Source organism: Marinifilum sp. RC60d5 (genome assembly GCF_052400665.1).
Lineage (GTDB): Bacteria > Bacteroidota > Bacteroidia > Bacteroidales > Marinifilaceae > JBQTGK01.
Genome location: NZ_JBQTGK010000004.1, coordinates 493,068 through 519,781 on the forward strand (window position 1 = coordinate 493,068; position 26,714 = coordinate 519,781).

Below are 26,714 nucleotides of genomic sequence, written 5' to 3' on the forward strand. Positions count from 1 at the left end.
TTTAATATTGTTTAGACTAGACTAAAAATTAATATTTATTTAAGTTGATTTGTTATGCTTAAACATTATCTGTTATTCATATTTCTATTTGTTTTGTTTTTGCCGATTTCTGCACAAAAAAAATACAGTGTTAAATCGAGAAAGGCAATATCATATTACGAACAGGCAGCACAAACCTATCGAAATAGAAATAATGAGCAAACAATTAAGTTCTTAGAGGAAGCCATTAATAAAAGTCCCGAGTTTATTGAAGCATGGCTTTTTAAGGCCGATGTTATGCATACAATTGGTGATGTTGAACAGGAAATAATGGCTTATAAAAAAGCAATAGAAATTGATTCTTCTTATTTCCCGAATGTGCATTTTAATTTGGCAAATGCTTACCTGAAAACAGGTAAATACCAGAAAGCAAAGAGAAAATATAGTGCATTTTTATCCTTTTCAAAAATATCTTCGAGGAATAAACAATTGGCCGAAAAGGGAATACAGAATTGTAATTTTGCTATTGATATGATGAGTAATCCTGTGGATTTTAGACCCGTAAATTTAGGGGAAGCAATAAATTCGGAGTATGATGAATATTGGCCCAGTTTAACTGCCGACGAGGAGATATTGATATTTACCAGACTAAGTCCATTAAAAAAATCAGATAAAGAAGTGCGTATTGCTATGCAGGAAGATTTTTGGATATCTCAGCAAATAGATTCTGTATGGCGACCCGCTGAAACTTTATCGGAAAGTATAAATACAAGCAGTAATGAGGGTGCCCAAAGTATTACAGCCGATGGCAGATATATGTATTTTACGGCCTGTGATCGAAAACAAGGCTTGGGAAGATGCGATATTTATTACTCAATAAAGGAAGGTGATTTTTGGTCGAAACCCATAAATTTGGGTAAACCGGTTAATTCTTCCGCCTGGGATGCTCAGCCTAGTATTTCTGCCGACGGAAGAATATTGTATTTTGTTAGTAATCGAAAGTCTGGAAAGGGAAAAATGGATATCTGGCAGTCGCGTTTGCTGGAAACTTTATCTGATGGAAAACAAAGATGGTCGAAACCAATTAATATGTCGATGAATACCCGAGACAATGAGATGTCTCCTTTTATTCATGCCAGCAATCAGTACTTGATTTTTGCATCCGATGGAATGAAGGGAATGGGTGGATTCGATTTGTATAAAATGATTCGTAAAAAAGATAATTTGTGGGATAAACCTGTTAATATGGGTTATCCGATTAATACTTTTGCTGATGAATTAGGCTTGGTAATAAATGCAAAAAGCGATAAGGCTTATTTTTCGTCGGATAGATTAAAGGGAAAGGGTAAAGATATTTTCATTTTCGATTTACCAGATAAACATAAGCCTCCAAAGGTTGCCTGGGTAAAGGGTAAGGTGTTCGATGCGGAAAGCGAGCAGGCGCTTTATGCTTCCTTGATTTTAATTGATTTGGAAACTGCAGATACTGTTGCGCAATTGCAATCGGATAGGCTTAATGGTAACTATTTGGTATGTTTGCCTGCTGGAAAAGAGTATCTTTTTGCCGCAGAGAGTAAAGGGTATTTATTTTATTCCGATTACTTTTCACTAATCGATGATGATAAAATTGCAGAGGCTCAGATACTTGATATACCTTTACATAAAATGAATGCAGGGGAGGAGGTTGTCCTGCGAAATGTATTCTTTCCCATAGATTCATGGAAAATTTTACCCAAATCGGAATTGGAATTAAATCGTCTTATTCGATTATTAAAAATAAAGACCAATTTAAAGATAGAAATTGGTGGACATACCGATAATACGGGTAGCGAAGAACACAATTTAGAATTATCGAGAAATCGTGCAAAATCGGTATGCGAGTTTTTAAATAGAAATGGTATTTCTAATGGCAGGCTTACTTATCGGGGGTATGGTTCAAGTAAGCCAATTTCTGATAATTCGAGCGAAAAAGGAAGAGCCCAAAATCGAAGAACTGAGTTTAAAATATTGAATTAGATTGTAATTAGTGTTTACCTTATTGTTTAATAATGATATATCTTGATTATAACGCAACCACACCTGTAGCTCCTGAAGTTGCAGAGACAATGATGCCTTACTTAACAGATTTTTTTGGTAATCCATCGAGTTCTCATTGGTACGGACAGCAGACTAAAAAAGCTGTGGAATACTCGCGTAAAAAGCTTGCCAAACTATTAAATTGTAGTCCGCAGGAAATTGTTTTTACCAGCGGAGGAAGTGAGTCGAATAATTATGCATTAAAAGGATACGCTTTTGCAAATCAGCACAAAGGAAAGCATATTATTACCAGTAAAATTGAACATCCGGCAATTGTAGAAGTATGTAAGTTTTTAGAAACACAAGGTTTTGACATTACCTATTTACCTGTTGACGAAAGTGGCAGATTAAAAATTAGTGATCTTGAAAATGCAATTCGTAAGGATACTATTCTTATTTCGCTAATGTATGCCAATAACGAAGTGGGAACTCTGCAGCCAGTATCCGAAATTTCGGAATTAGCAAAGAAAAAAGGAATTGCGGTTCATTCCGATTGTGCTCAGGCAGTAGGAAAAGTTCCCGTTAATGTAGAAGATTTAGGGGTAGATTTGTTAAGTGTTGCGGGGCATAAGTTTTATGGTCCAAAGGGAATTGGTGTTTTATATGTTCGCAAAGGAATTAACTTGCAAAAGCTGATACATGGTGCCGATCATGAAGTAAACAGAAGAGCAGGAACCGAAAATGTTTTGGAAATTGCAGGATTGGGAAGAGCTGCCGAGTTGGCAATGCAGGATCCCGAAAAACGAATGGCAAAAGAGAGACAATTAATACAGAAATTAAAATTAGGATTAAATAACTTAGGTCAATTACAATTTAATGGTAATGTTAATTATTGTTTACCCAATACTTTAAGTGTATCCTTTAAAAACTTAAAAGCAGAGGAAATATTATTTGAGATGAAAAATATTGCGGCTTCGGCAGGTGCAGCCTGTCATACCGATTCGGTTCAAATGTCGGCTACTTTAGCAGCTATGAATGTGCCAATAGAATATGCAATGGGAACTTTGCGTTTATCTATTGGTAGGTTTACGACTAATAAAGAAATTGATGCAGCAATAAAGGAAATTGAAGCAGCAGTTAAAAAATTAAGATCAAAAGAAAGAAATTGTAATTGTGTTAATTGATAAAGGAGAAGGCTTCACTCAGAATTTCTTTGGTTTTTAAAATGGTATTTTGCTTTACTATTGCATTTAGCCAACGTTCTTTTCCCGATTTCTTATATAAATTATCTTTCGAAAACCAATCGCCAGGATAACTTATAATAGCCGGAGTGCCTTGTTTACCATATCGAGGGAGTGTTTCGTAATAAATATCCTTAAGTTCGATTATTGTATTCTGGCACTCTTTTTTTAAGTAAATAGAGAAGTGCATTTTGCTTTTAAAAGCAGATTCTTTATTGCTTAGGTTGAGAATTGTACTTCCACTTATAAAAGCTTTCCCTTTTGCTGAGTTAAAATATTCGAGCTTTAATTCTTTATTTGATATTAGCCAGTTATTAATTTTGTTGGTCTTGGTAAAATCAATTTTAATAATCGACGATGCAGTTATATTAGCTTGATCATCAATTGATATTTTAATGTTCTCATACTTTTGACTCAGTAAATAAAAGGAAAATACCAGCAAACAAATTGTTAAAGTAAATCGTTTCATTTTGTTTCGATTGAACTTAGTATTACAATTATATTTATATTCAAAATAGATAATTATCACTTAAAAACAAAATATAAAACGAAATACTTGGTGGGAAGTTGTTGATATATAGATGTTTAGATAGGGAGTTGATTGCGGTGTGAGCTTTAATTATATTCAATTAAAAAAACTTGGCACATTTGACACTTGTTTTTTTACTTTTCTTAAAATACATTTACTAATCAAATCGAAAATATTATATCTTATAAAGATAATGTTTAGTAAGCATATTCAACTTGATTCGATCCAATTTCAAGTTTTAAATATGGTTTTTAGTTGTAAGTAATTAAGAAGGGGCTTTGCCCCTTTTTATTTTGCGCCTGTCTTTCGATTCATCTTCCCTTTTTTTCTTAATAAATTTATTAAAGAATGATTTTTAGTGATGAATAATTCTCATAATTAACAAGGGATTTATAAATTTGTTATACCTCAGTAAAATTAGGCTTAAGAGAGATTTTTATGATATATATATATGTTCACAGAAAGTTAATAATTCTGTTTATTCTATTTGTTTTTACAACAGTTCTAAAAGCTCAAACATACGTTAACGATCAGTATCTTCTTGTTGATGAGATGAACAGATCGAATGTTTGGGCTGATTCTGTTTTTTCCACAATGAATGAGGAGGAAAGAATTTCACAATTATTTATGATTGCAGCTTATTCTAACGGCAATAAAAACGATTCTGAACGAATTGCTGACATTATAAATAAATATCAAATTGGGGGAATAATATTCTTTAGTGGAGAACCTGGAAAGCAAGCAGAATTAACAAATTGGTACCAAAGCATGTCGAAAGTGCCCATGTGGATAGGTATGGATGCCGAAAATGGTTTGGGAATGCGATTAAAACAAACCATTAGTTATCCAAGACAGCTAATGCTTGGTGCCATACAAAACAACGATTTAATTTATCAGTTAGGCAAGAAAGTGGGAGAGGAATGCAGGCGTTTGGGGGTTCATGTTAACTTTTCTCCTGTTATGGATGTAAACAATAATCCGGCAAATCCCGTAATTAATAGTCGCTCGTTTGGCGAAGACAGATATAATGTTAGCAATAAGTCCTATGCTTTTGCCACAGGAATGCAAAATTCGGGAATTATTGCTGTAGGTAAACATTTTCCAGGACATGGAGATACTGATACAGATTCCCATTTTGATTTACCATTGGTTAATCATTCCCGATCCAGACTCGATTCTATAGAACTTTATCCTTTTAAAAAGCTAATAAATCAGGGAATTGGAGGGATAATGGTTTCTCATCTTAATGTGCCTGCTCTCGATAGTTCTCAAAAGGTGGCAACTTTATCTGAACCCATTGTTACAAGTTTGCTAAAAAGGGAATTGGGCTTTAAGGGATTAACATTTACAGATGCATTAAATATGCAGGGAGTACGGAAATATTATGCCAAAGGAGTGGTGGATGCAAAAGCACTTATTGCTGGCAACGATGTTTTACTTTTTACCGAAGATGTTGCCATTGCTTTAAAGGAGATTAAACAGGCTATTAAGCAGGGAGAATTATCGAAGCAAGATATTTATAAAAAGTGTAAGAAAATATTAAGAGCTAAATACTGGTTAGGTTTAAACGATTACAAGCCAATTAATATGAAGGGTTTATGGTCGGGATTAAACACGCAGGAAGGTTTTATTTTGCGTAGAAAATTAACTGAGCAAGCTATTACATTGATACAAAATGAAGATCGTATTTTACCTTTAAAAAGATTAGATACTCTTAAAATTGCAACAGTAGCGATGGGTGCATCCATTCGAAACAGATATCAGGAATATCTCGGTCGTTATACTGATATGGATTTTTATCAGATTGAAAAAGATGCTTCAAAAGAGGCTTATCAGCAGCTTCGAAAAAAGTTAGATAAGTATAATTTAATTATTGTGAGTAAGCATGATAATGACATGAGAGCTTCGAAAAAATTTGGAATTACAGAACAGACAATTGATTTTTTATCGGATATATCAAAAGATAAAAAAGTGATATTTGATTTATTTGCGAATCCTTACGCATTAAATTTTTATAAAAATTTGGAGAATGTGATGGCTATTTTGATTTCTTATCAGGATTCTCGTGAATCGCAAATGGCTTCGGCTCAAATTGTATTTGGCGGAATAGAAGCCAAAGGCAAACTGCCGGTTAGTATAAATAAAAATTTTCCTGTAGGTACTGCTTACCAAACCAATCGTAACAGACTCGGTTTTTCTTTACCTGAACAAGTAGGAGTAAGTACTTTAAAATTACATTTGATAGATTCTATTGTTGAAGATGCAATAAAACAAAAAGCAACACCTGGATGCCAGGTTTTTGTGGCTGTGAAAGGGAAAGTAATTTTTAATAAATCTTATGGATATCATTCTTATGCAAAAAAAGTTGCAGTTCGAAATCCGGACATTTACGATTTAGCTTCAGTTACTAAAGTTACAGCTACACTTCCCAGCTTAATGCAGCTAAGCGATGAGGGATGGATTGATATTGATAAAAACTTAGGATTGTATTATTCTAAAGCTAAAGAATCAAATAAGGATACGCTTAAAATAAGGAAAATTTTAGCTCACGAAGCACGCTTGTTAAGTTGGAAGCCTTTTCATTGGGAGGCAGTTGATTCGGCTAGTTTTAATGGTGAATTGTTTAATAGAAGATACTCGAAACGATATAGCATGAAAGTAGCCAATGGTTTGTATATCGATAGAAATTACAGATTTAAGAAAAGTGTTTTTTCTAAACTTAAAACTGAGGAATTTCCAATACAGGTGGCTAAAAATTTATACATTAATAAAAACTATAAGGATACAATAATACAGCACATACTCGATTCGGAGTACCGCGAAGAAAATGGTTATAAGTACAGCGACTTAGGCTTTATTATGTTGGGTGATATGATTCAAGAAGTTACGGGCGAAAGAATTGATAACTATACGAAAAGACATTTTTACAATGCATTAGGAGCAAGTAGTTTAGGTTATCACCCACAAAATAAATTTAGCTTGAATAGAATTGTTCCGACTCAAAACGATAAGTTCTTTAGAAAGCAACTGGTGAAGGGCTTTGTGCACGATCCAACTTCAGCCATGCTAGGTGGAGTGGCTGGCCATGCCGGACTATTTGGGAATGCTGGTGATTTGGCAAAGTTAATTCAGATGTATCTTCAGGGAGGTTCTTACGGCGGCGAAACATATATTAGTAAGGAAACCATGAAAAAGTTTACAGCAAGAGCTTATCCCAACGGAGAAAATCGCAGAGGAATAGGTTTTGATAAACCTTTTTTGGATAGAGAGGATGAGGGCGGACCAACTTGTAGTGAGGCTTCTGCATCGAGTTTTGGGCATACCGGTTTTACCGGAACAATGGTTTGGGTTGATCCGGAATATGATTTGGTATATATCTTTTTATCCAATAGAATTTGTCCGGATGAGTCGAATACCAAATTGATGAAAATGGATGTTCGTACCAAAATACAGGAATCTATATACAAAGCAATTCTACCTATGCCTGAAAAAATACACGATTTTACTGATTTGGAGATATTACCACTTAGTGAACGGATTTTTAATTAATGAGACATTTAAATATCGGGAATCATGGCTAACCTCTTTATGAATCCAATTGGGTAATTTAATTTCCTCATTTTCGTTTGATAACTCAACTTCGGCTACAATTAATCCTTTATTAGCACCTGAAAAAACATCAATTTCCCATGTGTGTTGTTCGTAAGCAATAAGATATCTGGTTTTTTCAATCTTGGCGTCACACATTTTCAGAAGTTCATTCGCATCACACAAAGGAATTTCGTATTCAAATTCGCCTCTTTTTAAAATATTATTACCGCTTTTTATGGTTAAAAAAGCTTTTGCATCTGCAATCCTAATTCGTAAACTTCTGTCTGAATCACTCCATAAATACCCTTGAATTAGTTTTTTACCAATATTGGGTAGTTTAATCATTTCTTTATTAACTAGATATTTTCTTTCTATCTCGATTCCCATTTTCTAAGTTTTAGCTATTTATAAAACTGGTTGCCAATTATTTTTAAACCATCCAGCGTTAGCATTGGTTCATGATGGTCGAATGTGTCGATAATAGGAAGCATAATTCCCGATAATCCACCCGTTGCAATAACAGTTGTTTTACCATTTAGTTCTCTGGTAATTTCTTGTAATAGATATTGAACTAAACCTTTATAACCCATAACAACACCAGCCTGTAGGGCATGAGTTGTGTTTTTTCCAATACAAGAAGGAGGAATAGAAATATCAACATTAGGTAATTTTGCTGTATTTCTGGATAAAGACGCCATTGCTGTTTTTAATCCTGGAGCAATGCTTACACCCAATAAATCACCATCCGATTTTATGGCAGTAAAAGTTAGTGCAGTACCAAAATCAACAACAATACAATTGCCTTTATACTTATTATGTGCAGCAACTGCATTTGCAACCAGATCGGTTCCTATTTCGTAAGGATTGTGAATTTTTATACTTAAGCGGGGATATAAATCTGGACCTAAAATTAACGGATCTTGTCCAAATAACTTCTTGATCATTTCTTTAATAGGAAATATTAAAGAAGGTACAACACTGCTCAAAACAATTTTGTTAATTTGTTTCAAATCAATATTTCTACTTTGTAATAATGTGCGATAAATAACTTCATATTCATCTGAAGTTTTATTGGCTACAGTGTGTATTCTAAATTGCTCGGTCCAATGATTGTTTTCCGATAATCCGCAAACAACATTAGAGTTTCCTATATCAATGGCTAGTAACATGTTAATAAAATTGAATATTCTAGTTTACTTTATTTATACATTTCCCATGAATTAAGTAGGAAATTATGTTTTTACTGGCCTCTTTGGCCATTTCAATTCTGGTTTCGATGCATGCTGTTCCAATATGAGGAACCAAAACCAGATTTTTCATTTCTAATAAATCAGGATGAATTAAAGGTTCATTTTCAAAAACATCCAGAGCTGCGCCAGCTATTTTTTTTAAATGTAAGGCTTTTACCAATGCTTTTTCATCAACAATTGGTCCGCGAGCAGTATTAATTAACAATGAATTTTGTTTCATTAATTTAAACTCATCTGTACTTATTAAATGATGAGTTTTGGGTGTAAGCGGACAATTTATAGAAATGATATCAGCTTTCGATAATAAATCTTTAAAATTGTAATATTTATAAGGAGAATTTGAAATGGGTTTTCTGTTGTGATAGATAATTTTCACTCCAAACACTTCGGCTTTTTTTGCAAGCGATTTGCCTATTTTTCCCATGCCAATAATTCCAAGAGTTTTGCCTCTTAGGGTGTGTCCCAAATTTTTCATAACTCCCCATTCAAAATTGGGATTGTTTAGTAATCCACAATTACATTCTACAATTTTTCTGGAGAGAGATAATATTAAACCTATACATAATTCGGCTGTTGGTTCGCAAACCGATTCGGGCGTATTGCATACAATAATTTCTTGTTTATTAGCAGATTCAAGGTTTATGTTGTTGAATCCAACGCCGTAGTTACTAATTATTTTTAGTTTTTTGCCAGCTTTAATTACTTCTTTGGGGATTTCTCTGTTAAAAATAGACAAAAGTCCCGAACAGTCAGGAATTAAATCGATTAACTCTTTTGTTGTAAAAAAATCCTTATCAGGGTAAATTAGTTCAAACTCATGGGATAAGTCTTTAAGACCTTCATAAGGAATAGCATAGCTAAGTAGAATTTTCTCTTTCACAGTTTAGAATTTGTCTTGGTTTCGATTCTGAAAATTACAAATTCATAAGAAAAGAAGCTTCATTGTTTACAAGAAAAGTGAATTGCCTGATAATGTTTTTTTTAAATTATTTTATTTATTGTTTTTAGAGCAGATTAAAAGTTTAAGTAAGTTTTTGGTTATTAATACTTAACTTACTTTTTTATATGGTGTTTTATTTAGAATTTATGCATAAGCATGTAATTATCACCAAGCCGATTATTAACAGTAGCTTTTTTAGGTGGATTTCAACAAACTAATTTTGTAGCTTTGCAAAGCTGATACTTAACACATACAAAACATGATTTTATTGGATCAACCTTATGTTTCTAACTTTTTAAAAGAAACAATTGCGAAGTACAATTTTCCAGTTTTAGATACAGGAAATGTAACAGAACATGGCGAATTGTCTTTACTTAATCCTGAAGAGATTATTGAGAAATTTCGAACTAATCCTAATAGTCGTTTGTATACCAATTCCGAAAATTCAATTAATTGGGTTATTAAGCATTTAGGCTTTACTAAATTACCCGAGTATATAAATGTTTTTAAGAATAAAGTTGAGTTTAGAAAATTGATACAGAATATTTATCCTGATTTCTTTTTTTGTGAGGTTGGCTTAAGCGATTTGGATACAATTAAATTAGAAAATTTACCAATGCCTTTTATTATTAAGCCGTCAGTTGGTTTTTTAAGTTTGGGTGTTCATAAGGTCTTAAATAACAATGATTGGAGTCGGGTTAAACAGTTAATAAAAGATGAGTTTACCGATGCTAAAAGTTTGTTTCCATTGGAAGTTGTTAATGCATCTAGTTTTTTAATCGAAGAAATTATTGAAGGGGAAGAGTTTGCTTTCGACGCTTATTTTGATGAGAAAGGTGAGGCTACCGTTTTGGGAATCTCTAAACATCTTTTTGCTTCGGAAACCGATGTGAGTGATCGTGTTTACTATACTTCCAAGGATATTTTAAAGACTCACCTGCCTCAATTTACCGAATTTGTAAAAGAATTGGGAAAACAAGCTGGTTTAAAAAATTTTCCAGTGCATGTTGAAGTTCGACTTAATAAGAACGGAAGATTGATTCCTATAGAAGTAAATCCCATGCGTTTTGGAGGTTGGTGTACTACTGCGGATTTAACTTATATGGCTACAAAAATAAATTCTTATCAATACTTTTTATGTAATTTAAAACCTAAATGGGAAAAAGTAGTAGAGCAAATGGACGATGAAATTTATTCATTAACAATTCTTGATAATTCTACGGGTATTCCTTCGGAAGAGATTAGTAGTTTTAAATATGAAGCTTTGTTAGAGAAGTTTGTGAAGCCATTGGAACTTCGTAAAATAGATTATAAAATCTATTCCATTTTTGGAATGCTATTTACAAAAACTCCCAAAAATCAGTTTTCTGAAATTGAAGAGATTTTAATTTCAGATTTAAAGGAGTTTGTAAATGAAAATTAAGAATAGTATTCCTAAAAGTTGCTTTATTTTCTAATTCTTAATCTTGAATGTGTCTGTTTGAATTTTTTAATGTGTAAGTAAAGATTTGGAATTGAAATCTATTAATAGATTTCATTATTTTGCCAATTAAAGAATGTAAATGTTATTATCTGAGAGCTTACACAAATGAATTTAATCCACCAAAAACACTGGCAATAATAAAGAAGATAAGGTAAGCCGATAGCATTACAATACTTAAAATTCCAATAAATTTATAATGCAGTTTTAAATATTTAAATGCCAGAGTAAGTTGATTTGTATCTTCCTCGTAAATTGCAGATCTTGATAGTTTTGAAAATTTATAAAGATAATATACTGGGAAAAAATACAGAACTCCAACCAATAAGTAAACAGCTCCAATTGCAATTCCCATAAAAGGAACCAAGTCTGTATTAATTGTGTTAAAAATAACAGACATAAAAATAGAGCCAATAACTAATAAACCTAAGAATATAAAAGCAAGTATGGATAAAAATATTGTCCACTTGCGGGTTTCGTTAAGGTAAATTACCGATTGAGCAGAAAATTCCATTGCTTTTACTTCTCTACCATTATTGGTGTTTTCCAAATTGTTATTCATACTTGATAGATACTTTTTTAAATCTTGTGAATTAGTGATTCAAATTAATAAAAAATATCATTGATCATATTCATTTTTGAGATCATTACTATTATTTTATCTAGAAAGAAATCCTAATTAATAAGCTAATCTTTAATTATTGAATGAATTCTTAGAATAAATGCGTACATTGCAACACCTTTATGACTTTAGAACAGTAGTTTAGTTATTACTGAGATAAGATTATTAAGGTTTTAAAAATCATTAATGTATCGTTAAAAAATTTATGGCTAGATCGCAAGAAACTTACAACAAAAAGGAAAAAGAAAAAAGAAAACTTCAGAAGAGAAAAGAGAAGGAAGCACGTAAAGAAGCACGTAAAGAAGCCGGTGGTGGCAAATCATTTGAAGATATGATTGCTTATACCGATGAGTTTGGTAATATTACATCAACTCCTCCAGATCCGACTAAAAAGGAAGAGATTAATGCAGAAGATATTGTTTTAGGAGCTCGTAATAGTGGCGACTTTGCAGAAGAAGATCATGCAAGAGAAGGTATCGTTAGTTTCTTTAATGATAGTAAAGGTTACGGTTTTATTAAAGATTCAGTAACTAAAGAAAGTGTTTTTGTTCACGTTAATGGTTTGGTAGAGCAAATCAGAGAAAACGATAGAGTTACTTATGAAACTGAGCGTGGTCCTAAGGGAATGAATGCAGTTAATGTGGCTTTAGTTAAAAAGAAGTAAAGTTTCATATTTAAATATGAATTACATATTAGATGAAAATAAAAAAAGCAGCCATTTGGCTGCTTTTTTTTATTTCAATATCAAAGTAATCTAATTAGTCGATTACTCTTACATTAACGGCGTTTAAACCTTTTCTTCCTTTTTCAACATCGTACTCAACTTTGTCGTTATCTTGAATTTCGTCAACAAGACCTGATACGTGTACGAAGATGTCTTCACTTGAATCTGCTGGTTTGATAAAACCGAAACCTTTTGACTCGTTAAAGAATTTTACTGTTCCTTCCATGGTAATTTTTTTTAAAATAATAAATTAATGTTGAAAGTCTTTAACTCTCTGTAATACCAGTAACAATCACATTAATTTTTATTCCGGAAGGGAATGAAAAGGTAACGAATGATAATGAAATTAAAAGAGGAGATGTTCATCCTACAGACTTTATAACGCGCCAAAGGTAAGTAAAAAATCTTTACCCCAAACAATTTTTATTAAAATTGTTCGTGTTAATATTCTTATTATAATGAGTATTTTAGATTATGTGTACTTTGCATTACTTATTAAGGATTGCATAAATAAGGTTATCTACCCATACTCCATTGGCAATAAGGTTCTTTTTTAAGTGAGTTTCTGTTCTAAAATTAAGTTTTTCAGCTAATTTTATTGAGGCAATATTAGCCGGATCTCTTGATATAATTATTCGATGTTTGTTTAAGATATTAAATAAATAAGTAATGATAGTTTGTGAGGCTTCATTGGAATAATCTTTCTTTTGATGTTCTTTGGCTATGGTGAATCCCAGTTCAACTAAAAAGCCATCATCTTCTATAAAATGAAGGTTAGTATCACCAATTAATTCGGAACTTTTTTTTAAAAGTACAAATTGAAACCAGGTATTAGGAATATTAATACAATCGCTAAGTCTGTTTCTAATAAAAATATCGCATTCTTCTAAAGTTTTAGGAATCCAGCCTTGATATTTATTTTAATCTTTATCATGGTGATATTTGTAAAGGGCTTTAGCATCATGAGCTTTAATTTTTTGAATCGGCAGACGTTTTGTTGTTAATTCCATTTATTAGGATTTATCTAGTTCACCAAATACTCGCTTTAAAATATTATTTACTCTTTTTATCGGATCTTTTCGAATTTGCTTTTCTTCGTTTGCAACTTTTAGAAAAAGAGCTTGTAAAGCTTTATCAGTCACGTATTCGTCAAGTTTAGTGTTTACAGGTTTTAAATTTGTAATTTTACCAGCAAAGCTACCTGCTACTTTATTGTAATTTTGAGTCAGTAAATTCCACGATTCGTTTGTTGAGATATTTGCTAATAATTTTTTATCTAAGGAAACTTTTACTTTAGGAAGAAAAAGATTTTTTAATTTGTCTGAAGTTTTGCTTTGTAAATATAATGTAGCGGCATTACTTTCCCCTTTAAGGATATTAAAAGCATCTACTATAGTCATTTCGCTTATTGCCGATGCAAAAATAGGAGCAGCTTCTTTAACGGCATCTTCGGCGGCTCTGTTAAGTCTGATTTCGACTTTCTCAACCAAATCTTTACCTCCTGGAATTAAACTTAGGTTTTTAGTAATACTTTGTGCTTCTGGAGGCAAAAGAATTTTTACTAATTCATCTTTGTAAAATCCGTTTTCAGTAGCCAGAATATTTGCTGCATTTACACTGCCTATACGTAAAGCTTCCTTTAATCCACTTGATACTTCACCACTTGTTAATGGTTTATTTTGTTCTAAAGCATATTGGTTAAGAACGGTCTGCATTTCGGCACAGGACGATAATAATATGCTTAAAATTATTATAGAGAATATCTTTTTCATAGTAAAGTTATTTTGATTCATTTTAATTAATGATGTTGAAGATATCAAAAAAAATCATGCTCTCAATAAAGTTTTTTATTTAGGGATAGTTGAATTTGTTTTGACAGGTTGTATCTTGTTCTGAAATTTTAAATTCTATTTTTAAGCAATGAAGTGGTTATTAGTATTAGTTAGTCGAGTTTCATCTTCCAAAAATCGATTTTTATCCGACAAAGAATCGGTTCATGAATTGGCAAATTGGATTTCGCATGCATTGGGAATTGTATTTATAATACCTGCAGGAGTTTTCTTGCTAACAAAAACCTGGCATACCCAAAGTTGGAAAGGATTTTTGGCAGTATTAGTTTTTGTTTTAGGATTTCTGATTCTTTATACAGCATCTTCGGTTTATCATTACATGTATAATACCATAAAACGTGATCGGTTTAGGAAATTCGATCACATTAGTATATTTATAATGATAGCAGGAACTTATACGCCATTTTTGGTTATTTATCTCGATAATTTTATAGGGAAACTATATCTTTCTATTTTATGGGTACTTGTGATTTGTGGTAGCATTTACAAACTTTATTTAATGGGGAGATATCGTTGGATTTCTTTGTTTTTGTATCTCTTTATGGGATGGATTTTAGTATTTAATTTTAAGATGTTTAGTAATGCTTTACCTACATTAAGTCTTCAGTGGATTTTTATAGGTGGCTTGTTTTATACTTTAGGAGTGGTTTTTTACGTATGGAAGAAATTACCATTTAACCACTTTATTTGGCACTTGTTTGTTTTGGGAGGTAGTCTTTCTCATTTTATGGCGGTTTATTATTGCATTGTTTAGGTTTAAATTATCTGCCTATGAAGTAGTGCTAAGTGGGTTAATGAGTTTTATGTATTAAAAAAAAAGAGGCTTTCAGATTAAAGAAAGCCTCGAAATACTTATATGAGTGGTAATGCTAGCAAATTCTGCAATTTTTTACATCCCAAGAAACAGGATAGTCTTGTTTTTCAATCAGTTATTTAATTATTCTTCTATATCCCAAACAGCACAGCATGAGGTTGTTTGGTTTAAAGCCTTAAGTAGGGATGTCCAGTTATCCATTATTTCCAGACTTAGTTTGCCTTCGTATTCTTTAAAAATTTTGAGGGCAGAAGAACCACAGAAATGTAATTTATCTTCCATAAATTTGAAATTGTCATTTTTTGTAAATACTTGATATCCAACATTAAAGTATTCACACTCATTTAATTGGAGAGTAACTTTAAGATGAATTGTAGTCTTAGTTTGTTGTTTTGTCTTAGTTTTTGCTTTTTTGATTGTTTAGAGAGAGAGTTAGAGTATTTTAGGTTCGTAGTTTATGTCTATATCTAAAATTACGGATTTTTAAGGTTTCAGGAAAATAGAACTTATCAAAGGCTCATATTCATAGTTGAACAGAAAAAAAGCTCCACGAATGGAGCTTTTAAAATATTGATTTGTTTGTTAATCTATTTTTTCTAATTGCACAGTGAAGTGTCTCATGATTGGAGCCTCGGTAACAATTTTAAAACCATGTTTTATTTCATGTCTGCGATCAAACACATTTTTAAGAGCTACAGCAATCACATCCATATGGTTATTAGTATAGGTTCTTCTTGGAATAGCCAAACGCAACAATTCCAAATCGGGATATCTGTTTTTGCGGGTTTCGGGATCTCTATCAGCTAAAATTGTTCCAATTTCAACACCACGAATTCCTGCTTCTAAATACAATTCGCATCCAAGGGTTTGCGCCTGATATTCTTCTTTAGGAATGTGGGCTAAAATTTTCTTGGCATCCACAAAAATTGCATGTCCACCTATTGGCTTTTGGAATGGAATACCAAATTCATCTAATTTGCCACCCAAATATTCAATTTGCTTAATTCTGGTTTCAAGATATTCAAATTCAGTACCTTCATCTAAACCTTGTGCTAGTGCATTCATATCTCGACCCGACATACCTCCGTAAGTAACATATCCTTCGAACATGATGTTGTAAGTAGATGCTTGTTTCCAAAGCTCTTCGCTTTTCATGCCAATAAATCCACCCATATTTACGATTGCATCCTTTTTAGAACTCATGGTTGCCATATCAGCATAAGAATACATTTCTTTTACAATTTCCTTAATTGTTTTGTCTGCGTATCCTTCTTCTCGTGTTTTAATAAAATAGGCATTTTCGGCAAAACGAGCCGAGTCGTAACATACTGGAATATCATATTTATTGGCCAATTTTTTAACGGCTTTTAGGTTAGCCATGGATACAGGCTGACCTCCTGATGAATTGCAGGTTACGGTAACTATTATCATAGGAATTTGTTCCTTAGGATATGCTGAAAGAACAGATTCCAGCTTTATGAGGTCGATATTTCCCTTAAAAGGATGATTAATTTCTGTGTCGAAGGCTTCGTCTATGGTGCAGTCGACAGCTTTGGCTTTTCGAAATTCAATATGACCTTTTGTGGTATCGAAATGTGAGTTTCCAGGAACTACATCGCCATTTTTAATCAATACCGAAAAAAGAACATTCTCAGCTGCTCTTCCCTGGTGGGTAGGAAGAAAGAAGTCAAATCCAAGAATGTTTTTAATGGCAGCTTTCATGTTATAGTAAGAACGAGCACCAGCATAACTTTCATCGCCAAGCATCATTGCCGACCATTGTTTGTCACTCATGGCACCTGTTCCCGAGTCGGTCAAAAGATCAATAAAAACCTGATCGCTTTTAAGGTTAAATAGGTTATAATTAGCTTCTTTTAACCATTGTTCTCTTTCTTTTCGGGTACTTCTTTTGATGGTTTCTACCATCTTAATTTTATATGATTCTGCGAAAGGTAATTTCATAATATTATTTTTTTGTGTTGTTAATGTTTATATCAATATTAAATTGATGATATGATTTTGTTTTTTAGTAATTCGCACTTAAATACACCTATATAATTTGTATTACTAGGATAAAACAGATAAAGATAAGACAGTTGTATGTATGCAATTATGCAGAATACTTTTCGTATCTGTTAATTATATATTTATGATTGTGAAGATTATAGGGCGAATAATTCCCGAGCGAGTTTAGAAGTGGAACTCATCTCTATTTTTGATATTAAGGTAGATTTTGTGTGTCAGTTTCGGAAGTTGATGTTTTTTTTCCATGATTTCTGATTTTCTACTAGTTCAAAATTATAATATTTTTGGATCAATCAAAAAATCTAAAGAGAAAAAAATGCAAACGTTTGAATTATTGTTCAGATTTTATAAATGTGGTTTTGGTTTGATTTTTGATAAGATTGAAGCCGTTATTTCTTTTAAGATCGAAATAATTTTAACATTTTTGCATGTGTCAGACATGATATTAATATATTGTGTTTGCTTTATGTAAGTTCTCCAAAGCCAATTAATTATTAACACTGAACAGAACTTTGCCCAATGATTCGACTATTTTGTGTTTTACTATTATTTATTCAACCAATTGTAATTTTTTCTCAAAAAAAAATTCAGAAAGATTCTCTTTTGTTAGACCAAATAAAACTGGAAGATTCTTTTGTTCGCTTAAAGCATAATCCTAAGGATTCACTAAAATATTTTAAAAACGATACGGTTCTTACAAAAATTAAAGATCCCTTGCAGCATTTGGATAATATTGGATTTAAATTTATTGTTAGAGAATTGGCTATGGATTACGCCAAGCCTTATCATCAAACCGATTCGGTTAAGGATGCTGTTAATGCCTTATTGGAATATGTTGGTAATGATAGTATTCGGAATATGGTATTTTATTTAAAAGAATATATTGAGCATAGAAATACCGAAGATGCTTTGCGGGAAATTAAAAAACAGGTTGAGCTTGAAAAAGCGCTAAGCTATCAACCCGATTTGCCACAAATTGATGAGGTTCCAACAAAATTATCGTGGAAAGCTGAGGCTTTGGACGAATTATACAATTATGTAGAGAATGATCCTGTTCATCAGTGGATAAGAGAGATAAGCAGGGATTCTGTTTTTATGGGAGTGAAGAATTATATGGATGATTCGGTTAAGTTTTGGATTAACAATGGCAAACAGGATTTTAAACGTTTTTGGCTAAAAAAAAACAAGAGAGATTCCATTGGGATTTGGATTCAAAATACCACCGATCGATCGGTAAGGATATTGGTTGATGATGATGTTTATCAGCAATCGGTGCAACGTTCTAAACTTAGAGGAACAAGTGTGAAGTTGGAGGAAAAATTATCAAAGGATCAATACAAATTAGCTAAACTTGGTAAGTATAAACGTTATTCTCAAACTTGGAAATTGGGAGCTACCATAGGTTTATCCTTTAATCAGGGACATGTAAGTGATAGTTGGTCGGGAGGCGGACAGAGTTCCATTGCAACTCTATCGACAGTAAATGCTTTTGCTAATTATAAAAAGGGAAAACATACCTGGGACAATAGTTTAATTGTAAAATATGGACTTTTAAAATCAGGAGATAATGATTTTAGAAAAAATGAAGATAAAATTGAGTTAAATACAAAATATGGGCAGAAAGCGGTAAAAAACTGGTACTACTCAGCTCAGTTCAACATAAAAACACAGATGTTGAAAGGATATACTTATTCAAGTTCTGCACCTCGTGTTTTAAAATCTAATTTCTTTGCTCCTGCATATATTATAGCTTCAATTGGTATGGATTATAAACCAAATAAAAATTTATCAATTCTACTTTCTCCTTTATCGGCAAAATATACAATTGTAAACGATACGGTATTAATCGATCAGACTAAATATGGTGTAGAGAAAGGGGAGAAAGTTAAAAAGGAGATTGGATCTTATGTTAATTTTACTCACAAGGTGAAGTTCTGGGAAGATATGCAGTTACAAAACAAAGTAACTCTTTATTCGAATTATACAAAGCAGGCTAAAAATGTGGATATCGATTGGGAAATGACAATAAAAATGCCAATTAACCAATACATGTCCACAAGCATATCTACTCATATAATATCCGATGATGATACCGGATCGAAAATACAATTTAAAGAAAATCTAGCAGTAGGTGTGAGTTATCGGTTTTAAAAAATAGCGACATGCAAGGGGGTACGATTTTATGTCAAAAGAAATTTTAAATTCTTTAGGCTTTAATTAAAAAATACTATTTTGCTAAATAAATTAAAACAATAATCTATGAGTTTAAGTTATAACGTACCAGGTGTTGGAATTATAAAAATAGATACCCTAGTAGTAGACTCTAATGGAACATTAACACTGAAAGGTGAGATGGTTCCTGGTGTGGTTGAGAGAATTCATCGTCTTCAAATGTTGGGGGTAAATGTGGTAATGATTTCTTCTGATCAGAGAGGAAATGCTCGTGATTTGGCTTTGTCGAGTGGCATTAGTTACTACGAAGCAAATAATTCAAGAGAAAAAGAAGATGTGCTAATATCTCTTGGAAGTAGAAATGTGGCAGCCATCGGTAATGCCCGTATTGATATTGGACTTTTTGTTCAGTCAGTAATTTCAATTGCAACATTACAAAGCGAAGGGATTCATAAAGATATTATCGATCATGTTGATGTAATTTTACCATCGATAAATGATGCATTGGATTTTTTCCTTGATGAAAGTACATTTATTGCTACCATGAAGCGATAGCTTGTAAGCTTTTAAAAATATTAAATCTCCTTTAAGGAGATTTTTTTTTGCATACTAATCAGTTAAAAAGTAAATTTTCAATGATTTTAATTTCATACTATGGATTTAGCTTTATTTGTATTTTCAATTTTGTCTTTGTTGTTTGGAGTATATTGGTATTTTCTTTATGTTCCAAATTATAAGGGCTATGTTTCGAAAGATGGACAGATGTTAACAAAATATCTTAATCCAGAGGCACTGCTACAATTAAGTAAACAAAAGAATAATCATATTTGGATTATTGATGTTAGAGAAGAAGAGTATTTCTTGTTGGGACATATTCCCGGGGCTAAAAATTTTCCTTATGATAAAGTAGAACAATGGTATCCTCAAATTCCCCCCGATAAGTATCTTATTTTATACTGCGACCTTACTTTAAAAACCCAGGAAGTAATTATCTTTTTAGAAGCAAAAGGTTATGAGCGTGTATTAAATTGGGGTAAATATAAACGTTGGAAATTCGATGAAACCATCGAGGAAAATATCATTATTTGAGTAGCTTTTTGTAAAGTTCCAGATTCTCATTATCAAAAATACAAAAGTTTACTTCCTCGAGGTATTTACAATTTAATAATTGCTGTTTTACAGTGTTAACAGCAATTATTGCCGCTTGCTTTTTCGGATACCCGTATATTCCGGTACTAATATTAGGAAAGGCAATACTTCTAAGTTTATGTTTTTCGGCTAAAAGGATGCTGTTTTTGTAGCAATTTGTTAAAAGTTGTGCCTCATTTTTATTGCCCCCATTCCAAATAGGACCTACTGTATGAATAATATGTTTACAGGCAAGTAAATAAGCTTTGGTAATTTTAGCCTTACCAGTTTCGCATCCATTAAGTAATCTGCATTCTTCTAAAAGTTTATTTCCTGCTGCCCGGTGAATTGCTCCATCAACACCGCCTCCACCTAGTAAACTTGAGTTGGCAGCATTAACAATCGCATCGGTATGTAAAGTGGTAATATCTGCATGTTCAATTTTAATTTTCATATTTTCCGGAATTTTAGTGTTTAGTTTTTTTAGTACTGATAATAGTGCTAACTTTTTATTTGCTTGTGTTATTTTTTATGTCTAAATTTTCTTATTTGCCTGTTTTTAATAGTAATCAGATTTGAATTTATCTTATAATAAGTATAGAATGAAATTAATAATTCAAAATCATTATAAAAAATGACTTCGGAATCGATTGCAAGATATTGATTTTGAAAATGTTTGTTTCGTTTTGGAAAAATATAATTATTTTAGCCGCGCTAGCCAAGCAAATTGATTGAAATATATTAAATTGACAATTATGAAAAGAGTATTAGTTGCAACAGGGGGTGGTGATTGCCCAGGGTTGAATGCTGTAATTCGTGCCGTTGTGAAACGAGCAGCTCAAGAAAAAGATTGGGAAGTCGTTGGAAGTATTCAGTCTTTCGATGGAATTTTGAAAGAACCAACAGAAATTAAGATATTAGATGATGCAGCCGTTAAAGGAATCCACTATCAGGGAGGTACAATTATTGGTACTACAACAAAAGGTGGTCCATTTGCTTGGCCTGTAAAAAACAAAGATGGTTCCTGGGGTTCGGCCGATCGTTCTGATGAGATGATTCGCAAACTTCAATATTTGGGAATTGATGCTGTAATTAGTATTGGTGGTGATGGTTCTCAAAAAATTTCACAAGCTCTTTACGAAAAAGGGTTGAATATTATTGGAGTTCCTAAAACTATCGATAATGACCTTTCAGCTACCGATTTTACTTTCGGTTATCAAACCGCTGTACAAATTTGTACCGAGGCTGTTGACAAGTTGAAAACAACCGCAGCTTCACACAACCGTGTTTTTGTTTTAGAAGCTATGGGGCGTGATGCAGGATGGATTGCTTTAAGTGCTGCTATTGCTGGCGGAGCAGAAGCATGTTTGATTCCTGAGATTCCTTATGATATTAAGAAGGTGAAGCAGAAATTAGATACACGATTCTTAAAAGGTAAAGGTTTTGGTATTATTGTTGTTGCCGAAGGTGCTATGCCCAAAGGTGGTACTGCTTTAGCCGAAGAAAGTACCGAAGTTGGTAACCCGAACTTAAAATTGAGTGGTGCTGCCGATCGTTTAGCTGCTGAACTAAAAGTTGCTGGCGTTGAAGCTGATATTCGCACTACTGTTTTAGGTCACTTGCAACGAGGTGGTATTCCTGTAGCTTACGATCGTGTTCTTGCAACTCAGTTCGGTGTTAAGGCATTCGAAATGGTATTGGAAGGGAAATTTGGACAGATGGTAGCATATCGTCACCCACAAGTTGTTGGTGTGCCTCTTCCGGAGGCTATCGGACAACAAAATCTTGTTGACCCTAAAGCTAACTTGGTGCAGACTGCTAAGGGAGTTGGTATCGCATTTGGAGACTAATTTTATACTTCAAAATATACAGAACCGGAATCTGAAAGGCTTCCGGTTTTTTTTATGCCTATCCGTGAAAACGATGTTTCCATTCTGTTTTAGGAACCATGCATTCTTTTTTACGACCAAACCAACTGTAGCGATTTTTTGCAACTAGTTTATAAAACCAATCGGTAATCGATTTAGGAAAATATTTGAAGTTTTGGATTGCTCGCCAAGGATAGATCAAATGTTTGGCTATTTCGAAAATAGCTGTGCTTTGTGTGCTAATTTTTTCATGTTCAATAAACACGATCGTATCAAGATCTGTTTGGGATAAATTATATTTAGCTAGTAGATGTTGAGCGTATTTGGATTGAAGAGAAGCGAAATGTAGGTTTTCTTTTCGATTGTATGCCATAAGAAATCGAACGGAAGTATTGCACAAATTACAAACCCCATCGAATAGTACGATAGGGTTTGAAGTATCTTGATATGTGCTGCTTTCGGTCATTGATTTTTTTCCTTTATCAATAGAAAGATAAAATATTCATCCCTTAATAAATAAAGTTAAAAATAAAACCAACAATAAGAATTCCGATAGCAACAATACTAACAAATGTTAATATTAAAGGCATTTTAAGTACTTTTTTTAGGATAATAACCTCGGGTAATGATAATCCGATTACCGACATCATGAAGGCTAAAGTGGTGCCTAGTGCAGCTCCTTTTGCAACTAGCACTTCTACAATTGGAATAATTCCCGCAGCATTAGAATACATTGGGACTCCAATAAGAATTGATAATGGAACCGAATACCACGATGATTTTCCCATAAGATTTGCCATGAAATCTTCAGGTACATAACCATGAGCCCCAGCTCCAATCGCGACACCAATTACAATGTACAACCAAATTCTACCAACAATCTCTTTTACCGAGTTTAATCCAGATTGAATACGTTCTGAAAAAGTAAGTTTGGTTGTATCAATTCCAGAGTGTCCTGTTTTAACTTCGTAAACCCAATCATGTACATATTTTTCAAGTTTTAAGGCTCCAATTAACCAGCCTGCAACAATGGCAATTGATAAGCCTGTAAATGTATAAAGGAGTGCAGTTTGCCAACCGAAAGCTTCTGCCAACATACCTAAAGCAATTTCGTTTACTAAAGGAGCTGCAATCAGGAAACTAAAAGTTACACCCAAAGGTACTCCAGCCTCAACAAAACCTAGGAATAAAGGGATGGCAGAACAAGAACAAAATGGAGTTAAAACACCTAATAAAGCAGCCATTACATTGCCAAAAATAGTAGATTTTCCAGCAAGAAAGTTTTTGGTTTTTTCTGGAGAGAAATAGCTACGAATAATTCCTACACCAAAAATAACCAAGATCAATAGCATAAGAACTTTAGGTGTTTCAAATATGAAAAAATTAACAGCTTCTGTTAAGTGTGCCTCTTTTCGCATTCCGAAAACCGTATAGGTTAGAAAATCAACAATATTCTGAAGGTTCACATAAAGAAAATACCAAACAGGTAAGGATAATAGAACTAATATTATCTGATTTCTGTGTGTAATTTTAATTGATTTGATCATGATAATCTAATACTTTTTTATCGATTTATTGAACGAAAAATATGTAAGTGAAATACATTCCAGCGCAAATGAAAATTACTGCTGCAACTTTACGAAACCAAAATTCAAAGCTTTTTACTTTGTTGTAAAAATTACCTACTCCCGATAAAGTAAACGCCAGTAAATAGGCAATAATAATTACCGGAAGTCCTGTTGCTATGGCAAAAACTACTGGTAGAATTAGTCCGTTGGCCTGAGAAATACTCAGGGGAATTAACATCCCGAAATAAAGCACCCCGCTGTACGGACAAAAGGCCAGTGCGAATATCATTCCCATTAACAAAGCTCCCCAGTATTTACCTCTTATTTTTTCACCATTTAGTTTATTAGTTAATGAGCCTACCCCAGGAAAATTGATAGATATCAAATCCAGCATGAAAATACCAATGATGATTAGTAAAGGTCCCAATAATCTTTCACCATAAGTATTAAAGAAACTTGAAATGTCAAATTTACTTGCTCCAAAGAATAATGTTATTCCAATTGTTGTATAACTAATTGCTCTGCCAAGCGTGTAAATTAATCCATTTAAGAATATTCTTTTTTTATTGCTTAAATCTTTACTGATATAGGCTGTTGCCGTGATATTGGTAGCCAAAGGGCACGGACTAATTGCAGTCATAATTCCCAATAAAAAAGCGGTGAGAATAGGAAAACTACTTTGTGATAATAGTTGGTCTAAATATTCCATACTTTACTTATTGTAGTTCAGCTTTAATTAGGGTTTGTAATTTTTCTACATAAGCAGGAGTGTCGTTAAGAGCATTGCGGAATGCAAATGTGGTTAAATCTTCAATTTTGCCCGATTTAGCACTTTTAATAAACAAGCCAGAGCTACTTGCCTGAAATTCTTTTGCTAAAGTTTTATTTTCTTCCTGATCGAAGTTGATATCGAAAAATTTTACCTTTAGGCTTTCGGCTACCTCTTTAGCTTTTGTGCCAACAGCTTTGCAGGTTTTACATTTTCGATCTCCGTGAAAGTAATATACGCCGGCTTTGCCTGAAGTTAAAGCCAATTTTGTTTCTGCTGATTTTTCACATTTTGAGCAGTTAGCTTTACAGACTGTTGATTGTTCGGCTTTAGTAGTTTCCTTTTTTACATTCGATTGGCAGGCTCCAAAACTAAGTCCTAAAGCTACAATACCTAGTGTTATTGTTTTTTTCATGTTTATAAGTACTGAACTTATGCTGTTAGTAATAAGCTAACAGCTATTTGTATATTATGCTTTTTGAATAAACGATTTAATTTCGTCTACCGTTGGTACTTTACCACTTACTACAACTTTTTCGTTAATAACCAAAGCTGGAGTCGACATTACACCATAAGAAAGAATTTGTACCATATCGTCAATTTTAGTGATATTAGCATCGATAGATAATTCTTCAACTGCTTTTTTTGTTGCTTCGGCTAAAGTGCCGCATTTTTTACATCCAGGTCCTAATACTTTAATTTCCATGTTATTTATTTTATAAGTAATTATATTTTATACTATTTTTTAAAAAGGTTCTTGAATAATTGTTGAGCTTCGTCCCATTTTTCTCTATTCAGGCAATACTTAATTTTGGGAGGGGTAATTTCTCCCTGAATTAAACCTACGTTTTTAAGTTCTTTAAGGTGCTGAGATAGGGTAGAGCGAGCAATGGGCACTTCTAAAGCTAAATCGCCACTGTAGCAACAGGCTTGTTCCGATAACAATTGGCAAATATATATTCTTACGGGGTGCGATAATGCTTTGGCATATCGAGCCAATTGCTTTTCTTCAATAGAATAAAATTCTGTTACTTCTTTCATTTGTTTCGTATTTCGTAAAATTACGAAACAAATGTAGGAGCTTTTTATAGAATATCAAATTTTAGGGGTGTAAATATTTATGCAGAAAGCACTGATTCTGATTCGCTACAAACTAAACTACCTCAAAACAAGTATTTTATACTTATTATAGTAAAAGATTTATGCTTTTGTATTTAGTGCTTTTTTCTAAAAAGTATAAATTCTATTTACTATCATTTTTTGGAATTTTGAGTATACCCAAAGGAAAATAATAAATAGTGTTGGACCAATTCTCATGTATTGTCCCTTATATACAGAATGCATATCTTGAAGTATGGAAGTAGTTTCTACGTAAATTGCATAAGAACTTAAAATAAGAAAACCACTAATTAAAGGAAACAATAATCGATCTGTTTTTATTTCTTTAAGCATAATAAATCCTGATAAAACATAAAATAAGTAACCAATTATTGTAGAGCTCAAATATAAGTCGTGAGATTGATCAGCATAATCGAAAATAGGGAAGGGAAGAACTCTTAACCAGATTTGTTGAAATTCAAAATTTGGATTTATGTTAAAATTTATTCGGAGTAAGCTACTAAAGATTAATCCTAATGCAGCTAATAGTTGAATTAGTTTTTGTTTTGTACTCATTTTAAGATGTAAACTTTATTTTTATTAGGTGATAAAATAGCTTTTTATATTAAGAATCACGAAATTATAAATAAAAAATCAATTTTAATAAATTAATTATGGAAAAATAATCATAAGTAAAATATTTTAAATTTTTAGTATTCAATATTTGTAAATAAGTGCTGTTTATGAGTGTTGTGTGTTTTATTGTGCTGGTTTTTAGTTGTGATTTTCATTTGCTGTTTTTTAATTTAAACTAGATGTTTATGTGTAATATGTTATATTTAATGTGCATTGTAAATGCAGTAAATTTAGCTTTTGCTTTACGATAGTTTGATTCAATAATAATTTTGTTATAATATATCTGACATTGATTTTTTATGATATTTATTTTTGATTTTTTAATGTGTCATATTAAAAATATATTTATTATTATACTGTTTTACAGATGTGGGGTGATAAGTAGAGCTATTTTATGAATTGTAACTAGTCAAC

27 protein-coding genes and 1 pseudogene are annotated in these 26,714 nt (G+C 32.5%); 10 read left to right on the plus strand and 18 right to left on the minus strand.

Translation table 11 applies throughout. The features are described 5' to 3' along the window. The first annotated feature begins 54 nt into the window (after positions 1-54). Complete coding sequence (locus ACT3CE_RS12130) at positions 55-1,995, plus strand: OmpA family protein (protein WP_444710032.1); 1,941 nt, start codon at positions 55-57, stop codon at positions 1,993-1,995. 32 nt (positions 1,996-2,027) lie between these two features. Then, positions 2,028-3,179, plus strand: a complete 1,152-nt coding sequence (locus ACT3CE_RS12135) for a cysteine desulfurase family protein (RefSeq protein ID WP_444710033.1) — start codon at positions 2,028-2,030, stop codon at positions 3,177-3,179. On the opposite strand, the gene ACT3CE_RS12140 is transcribed toward ACT3CE_RS12135, so the two are convergent. Beyond that, positions 3,172-3,705: a hypothetical protein gene (locus tag ACT3CE_RS12140; protein WP_444710034.1), complete on the minus strand. Its 534-nt coding sequence runs from the start codon at positions 3,703-3,705 to the stop codon at positions 3,172-3,174. The two genes, ACT3CE_RS12135 and ACT3CE_RS12140, sit on opposite strands and share 8 nt — an antisense overlap. Before the next feature lie 498 nt (positions 3,706-4,203). On the opposite strand from ACT3CE_RS12140, the gene ACT3CE_RS12145 reads away from it, so the two are divergent. Beyond that, positions 4,204-7,314, plus strand: coding sequence for a glycoside hydrolase family 3 N-terminal domain-containing protein (locus ACT3CE_RS12145; RefSeq protein WP_444710035.1), 3,111 nt, complete (start codon positions 4,204-4,206; stop codon positions 7,312-7,314). On the opposite strand, the gene ACT3CE_RS12150 is transcribed toward ACT3CE_RS12145, so the two are convergent. Genes ACT3CE_RS12150 through ACT3CE_RS12160 form a run of 3 tightly spaced genes read right to left on the minus strand, consistent with a single transcriptional unit; the run spans position 7,285 to position 9,486 of the window. Next, positions 7,285-7,743 (minus strand): CYTH domain-containing protein, encoded by a 459-nt coding sequence (locus tag ACT3CE_RS12150; protein ID WP_444710036.1) that lies wholly within the window; start codon positions 7,741-7,743, stop codon positions 7,285-7,287. The two genes, ACT3CE_RS12145 and ACT3CE_RS12150, sit on opposite strands and share 30 nt — an antisense overlap. Positions 7,744-7,757: 14 nt before the next feature. Then, positions 7,758-8,525, minus strand: coding sequence for a type III pantothenate kinase (locus ACT3CE_RS12155; RefSeq protein ID WP_444710037.1), 768 nt, complete (start codon positions 8,523-8,525; stop codon positions 7,758-7,760). A 19-nt stretch (positions 8,526-8,544) separates the two neighbouring features. Continuing rightward, positions 8,545-9,486: an NAD(P)-dependent oxidoreductase gene (locus ACT3CE_RS12160; protein WP_444710038.1), complete on the minus strand. Its 942-nt coding sequence runs from the start codon at positions 9,484-9,486 to the stop codon at positions 8,545-8,547. Between the two features lie 319 nt (positions 9,487-9,805). Here ACT3CE_RS12160 and ACT3CE_RS12165 point away from each other — a divergent pair, with 319 nt between their 5' ends. Beyond that, complete coding sequence (locus ACT3CE_RS12165) at positions 9,806-10,969, plus strand: ATP-grasp domain-containing protein (RefSeq protein WP_444710039.1); 1,164 nt, start codon at positions 9,806-9,808, stop codon at positions 10,967-10,969. Between the two features lie 157 nt (positions 10,970-11,126). On the opposite strand, the gene ACT3CE_RS12170 is transcribed toward ACT3CE_RS12165, so the two are convergent. Then, positions 11,127-11,588 (minus strand): hypothetical protein, encoded by a 462-nt coding sequence (locus ACT3CE_RS12170; RefSeq protein WP_444710040.1) that lies wholly within the window; start codon positions 11,586-11,588, stop codon positions 11,127-11,129. 265 nt (positions 11,589-11,853) lie between these two features. On the opposite strand from ACT3CE_RS12170, the gene ACT3CE_RS12175 reads away from it, so the two are divergent. Then, a complete protein-coding gene (locus ACT3CE_RS12175; RefSeq protein WP_444710041.1) occupies positions 11,854-12,312 on the plus strand; it encodes a cold-shock protein in 459 nt (152 codons plus the stop codon). A 94-nt stretch (positions 12,313-12,406) separates the two neighbouring features. Here ACT3CE_RS12175 and ACT3CE_RS12180 read toward each other — a convergent pair whose 3' ends face one another. From ACT3CE_RS12180 to ACT3CE_RS12190, 3 genes and pseudogenes are all read right to left on the minus strand, one after another. After that, positions 12,407-12,598 (minus strand): cold-shock protein, encoded by a 192-nt coding sequence (locus tag ACT3CE_RS12180; protein WP_152734283.1) that lies wholly within the window; start codon positions 12,596-12,598, stop codon positions 12,407-12,409. A gap of 262 nt (positions 12,599-12,860) precedes the next feature. Next, positions 12,861-13,277, minus strand: a pseudogene (locus ACT3CE_RS12185) (GNAT family N-acetyltransferase); the annotation flags it as partial. 108 nt (positions 13,278-13,385) lie between these two features. Then, on the minus strand, positions 13,386-14,144 hold the full coding sequence (locus ACT3CE_RS12190; protein ID WP_444710042.1) for a DUF4197 domain-containing protein: 759 nt from the start codon (positions 14,142-14,144) through the stop codon (positions 13,386-13,388). A gap of 148 nt (positions 14,145-14,292) precedes the next feature. Between ACT3CE_RS12190 and trhA the strand changes: the two genes are divergently transcribed. Next, complete coding sequence (gene trhA, locus ACT3CE_RS12195; RefSeq protein WP_444710043.1) at positions 14,293-14,976, plus strand: PAQR family membrane homeostasis protein TrhA; 684 nt, start codon at positions 14,293-14,295, stop codon at positions 14,974-14,976. A 183-nt stretch (positions 14,977-15,159) separates the two neighbouring features. Here trhA and ACT3CE_RS12200 read toward each other — a convergent pair whose 3' ends face one another. Both ACT3CE_RS12200 and ACT3CE_RS12205 read right to left on the minus strand, forming a co-directional pair. Next, complete coding sequence (locus tag ACT3CE_RS12200; protein ID WP_444710044.1) at positions 15,160-15,318, minus strand: hypothetical protein; 159 nt, start codon at positions 15,316-15,318, stop codon at positions 15,160-15,162. 300 nt (positions 15,319-15,618) lie between these two features. Beyond that, positions 15,619-16,998 (minus strand): tryptophanase, encoded by a 1,380-nt coding sequence (locus ACT3CE_RS12205; RefSeq protein WP_444710045.1) that lies wholly within the window; start codon positions 16,996-16,998, stop codon positions 15,619-15,621. Positions 16,999-17,580: 582 nt separating this feature from the next. Between ACT3CE_RS12205 and ACT3CE_RS12210 the strand changes: the two genes are divergently transcribed. The 3 genes from ACT3CE_RS12210 to ACT3CE_RS12220 all read left to right on the plus strand — a co-directional run bounded on the left by ACT3CE_RS12210 (position 17,581) and on the right by ACT3CE_RS12220 (position 20,322). After that, positions 17,581-19,212 (plus strand): DUF3078 domain-containing protein, encoded by a 1,632-nt coding sequence (locus ACT3CE_RS12210; protein ID WP_444710046.1) that lies wholly within the window; start codon positions 17,581-17,583, stop codon positions 19,210-19,212. Positions 19,213-19,320: 108 nt separating this feature from the next. Next, positions 19,321-19,788: a hypothetical protein gene (locus ACT3CE_RS12215; protein WP_444710047.1), complete on the plus strand. Its 468-nt coding sequence runs from the start codon at positions 19,321-19,323 to the stop codon at positions 19,786-19,788. A 99-nt stretch (positions 19,789-19,887) separates the two neighbouring features. Beyond that, positions 19,888-20,322: a rhodanese-like domain-containing protein gene (locus tag ACT3CE_RS12220; protein ID WP_444710048.1), complete on the plus strand. Its 435-nt coding sequence runs from the start codon at positions 19,888-19,890 to the stop codon at positions 20,320-20,322. On the opposite strand, the gene ACT3CE_RS12225 is transcribed toward ACT3CE_RS12220, so the two are convergent. Continuing rightward, on the minus strand, positions 20,315-20,815 hold the full coding sequence (locus ACT3CE_RS12225) for an O-acetyl-ADP-ribose deacetylase (RefSeq protein ID WP_444710049.1): 501 nt from the start codon (positions 20,813-20,815) through the stop codon (positions 20,315-20,317). The genes ACT3CE_RS12220 and ACT3CE_RS12225 overlap by 8 nt on opposite strands. A gap of 301 nt (positions 20,816-21,116) precedes the next feature. Between ACT3CE_RS12225 and ACT3CE_RS12230 the strand changes: the two genes are divergently transcribed. Next, the gene (locus ACT3CE_RS12230; RefSeq protein WP_444710050.1) at positions 21,117-22,211 is read left to right on the plus strand and encodes a 6-phosphofructokinase; all 1,095 of its coding nucleotides are present in this window, start codon (positions 21,117-21,119) and stop codon (positions 22,209-22,211) included. Between the two features lie 58 nt (positions 22,212-22,269). Here the strand turns inward: ACT3CE_RS12230 and ACT3CE_RS12235 are convergent, their stop codons facing one another. The 7 genes from ACT3CE_RS12235 to ACT3CE_RS12265 form a co-directional block, all read right to left on the minus strand. After that, positions 22,270-22,695: a thiol-disulfide oxidoreductase DCC family protein gene (locus ACT3CE_RS12235; RefSeq protein WP_444710051.1), complete on the minus strand. Its 426-nt coding sequence runs from the start codon at positions 22,693-22,695 to the stop codon at positions 22,270-22,272. Between the two features lie 43 nt (positions 22,696-22,738). Further along, positions 22,739-23,776: a permease gene (locus tag ACT3CE_RS12240; RefSeq protein WP_444710052.1), complete on the minus strand. Its 1,038-nt coding sequence runs from the start codon at positions 23,774-23,776 to the stop codon at positions 22,739-22,741. 25 nt (positions 23,777-23,801) lie between these two features. Beyond that, the gene (locus ACT3CE_RS12245) at positions 23,802-24,506 is read right to left on the minus strand and encodes an aromatic aminobenezylarsenical efflux permease ArsG family transporter (RefSeq protein ID WP_444710053.1); all 705 of its coding nucleotides are present in this window, start codon (positions 24,504-24,506) and stop codon (positions 23,802-23,804) included. 7 nt (positions 24,507-24,513) lie between these two features. Further along, positions 24,514-24,981: a nitrophenyl compound nitroreductase subunit ArsF family protein gene (locus tag ACT3CE_RS12250; RefSeq protein WP_444710054.1), complete on the minus strand. Its 468-nt coding sequence runs from the start codon at positions 24,979-24,981 to the stop codon at positions 24,514-24,516. Positions 24,982-25,035: 54 nt separating this feature from the next. After that, positions 25,036-25,272 carry a thioredoxin family protein gene (locus tag ACT3CE_RS12255; RefSeq protein ID WP_444710055.1) on the minus strand — a complete coding sequence of 79 codons (237 nt, stop codon included), beginning with the start codon at positions 25,270-25,272 and terminating at the stop codon, positions 25,036-25,038. Between the two features lie 32 nt (positions 25,273-25,304). Continuing rightward, positions 25,305-25,607: an ArsR/SmtB family transcription factor gene (locus tag ACT3CE_RS12260; RefSeq protein WP_444710056.1), complete on the minus strand. Its 303-nt coding sequence runs from the start codon at positions 25,605-25,607 to the stop codon at positions 25,305-25,307. A 186-nt stretch (positions 25,608-25,793) separates the two neighbouring features. Then, positions 25,794-26,240 carry a hypothetical protein gene (locus ACT3CE_RS12265; protein WP_444710057.1) on the minus strand — a complete coding sequence of 149 codons (447 nt, stop codon included), beginning with the start codon at positions 26,238-26,240 and terminating at the stop codon, positions 25,794-25,796. Positions 26,241-26,714 lie beyond the last annotated feature (474 nt).

Bases quoted from the DNA above. Each gene is read 5' to 3' on its own strand.
- ACT3CE_RS12140 (WP_444710034.1), bottom strand. From the start codon at position 3,705: ATGAAACGATTTACTTTAACAATTTGTTTGCTGGTATTTTCCTTTTAT.
- ACT3CE_RS12135 (WP_444710033.1), top strand. From the start codon at position 2,028: ATGATATATCTTGATTATAACGCAACCACACCTGTAGCTCCTGAAGTT.
- ACT3CE_RS12240 (WP_444710052.1), bottom strand. From the start codon at position 23,776: ATGATCAAATCAATTAAAATTACACACAGAAATCAGATAATATTAGTT.
- ACT3CE_RS12250 (WP_444710054.1), bottom strand. From the start codon at position 24,981: ATGAAAAAAACAATAACACTAGGTATTGTAGCTTTAGGACTTAGTTTT.
- ACT3CE_RS12210 (WP_444710046.1), top strand. From the start codon at position 17,581: ATGATTCGACTATTTTGTGTTTTACTATTATTTATTCAACCAATTGTA.
- ACT3CE_RS12260 (WP_444710056.1), bottom strand. From the start codon at position 25,607: ATGAAAGAAGTAACAGAATTTTATTCTATTGAAGAAAAGCAATTGGCT.
- ACT3CE_RS12235 (WP_444710051.1), bottom strand. From the start codon at position 22,695: ATGACCGAAAGCAGCACATATCAAGATACTTCAAACCCTATCGTACTA.
- ACT3CE_RS12225 (WP_444710049.1), bottom strand. From the start codon at position 20,815: ATGAAAATTAAAATTGAACATGCAGATATTACCACTTTACATACCGAT.
- ACT3CE_RS12130 (WP_444710032.1), top strand. From the start codon at position 55: ATGCTTAAACATTATCTGTTATTCATATTTCTATTTGTTTTGTTTTTG.
- ACT3CE_RS12155 (WP_444710037.1), bottom strand. From the start codon at position 8,525: ATGTTACTAGCCATTGATATAGGAAACTCTAATGTTGTTTGCGGATTA.
- ACT3CE_RS12245 (WP_444710053.1), bottom strand. From the start codon at position 24,506: ATGGAATATTTAGACCAACTATTATCACAAAGTAGTTTTCCTATTCTC.
- ACT3CE_RS12165 (WP_444710039.1), top strand. From the start codon at position 9,806: ATGATTTTATTGGATCAACCTTATGTTTCTAACTTTTTAAAAGAAACA.
- ACT3CE_RS12175 (WP_444710041.1), top strand. From the start codon at position 11,854: ATGGCTAGATCGCAAGAAACTTACAACAAAAAGGAAAAAGAAAAAAGA.
- trhA (WP_444710043.1), top strand. From the start codon at position 14,293: ATGAAGTGGTTATTAGTATTAGTTAGTCGAGTTTCATCTTCCAAAAAT.
- ACT3CE_RS12255 (WP_444710055.1), bottom strand. From the start codon at position 25,272: ATGGAAATTAAAGTATTAGGACCTGGATGTAAAAAATGCGGCACTTTA.
- ACT3CE_RS12215 (WP_444710047.1), top strand. From the start codon at position 19,321: ATGAGTTTAAGTTATAACGTACCAGGTGTTGGAATTATAAAAATAGAT.
- ACT3CE_RS12170 (WP_444710040.1), bottom strand. From the start codon at position 11,588: ATGAATAACAATTTGGAAAACACCAATAATGGTAGAGAAGTAAAAGCA.
- ACT3CE_RS12180 (WP_152734283.1), bottom strand. From the start codon at position 12,598: ATGGAAGGAACAGTAAAATTCTTTAACGAGTCAAAAGGTTTCGGTTTT.
- ACT3CE_RS12265 (WP_444710057.1), bottom strand. From the start codon at position 26,240: ATGAGTACAAAACAAAAACTAATTCAACTATTAGCTGCATTAGGATTA.
- ACT3CE_RS12205 (WP_444710045.1), bottom strand. From the start codon at position 16,998: ATGAAATTACCTTTCGCAGAATCATATAAAATTAAGATGGTAGAAACC.
- ACT3CE_RS12190 (WP_444710042.1), bottom strand. From the start codon at position 14,144: ATGAAAAAGATATTCTCTATAATAATTTTAAGCATATTATTATCGTCC.
- ACT3CE_RS12220 (WP_444710048.1), top strand. From the start codon at position 19,888: ATGGATTTAGCTTTATTTGTATTTTCAATTTTGTCTTTGTTGTTTGGA.
- ACT3CE_RS12145 (WP_444710035.1), top strand. From the start codon at position 4,204: ATGATATATATATATGTTCACAGAAAGTTAATAATTCTGTTTATTCTA.
- ACT3CE_RS12150 (WP_444710036.1), bottom strand. From the start codon at position 7,743: ATGGGAATCGAGATAGAAAGAAAATATCTAGTTAATAAAGAAATGATT.
- ACT3CE_RS12200 (WP_444710044.1), bottom strand. From the start codon at position 15,318: ATGGAAGATAAATTACATTTCTGTGGTTCTTCTGCCCTCAAAATTTTT.
- ACT3CE_RS12230 (WP_444710050.1), top strand. From the start codon at position 21,117: ATGAAAAGAGTATTAGTTGCAACAGGGGGTGGTGATTGCCCAGGGTTG.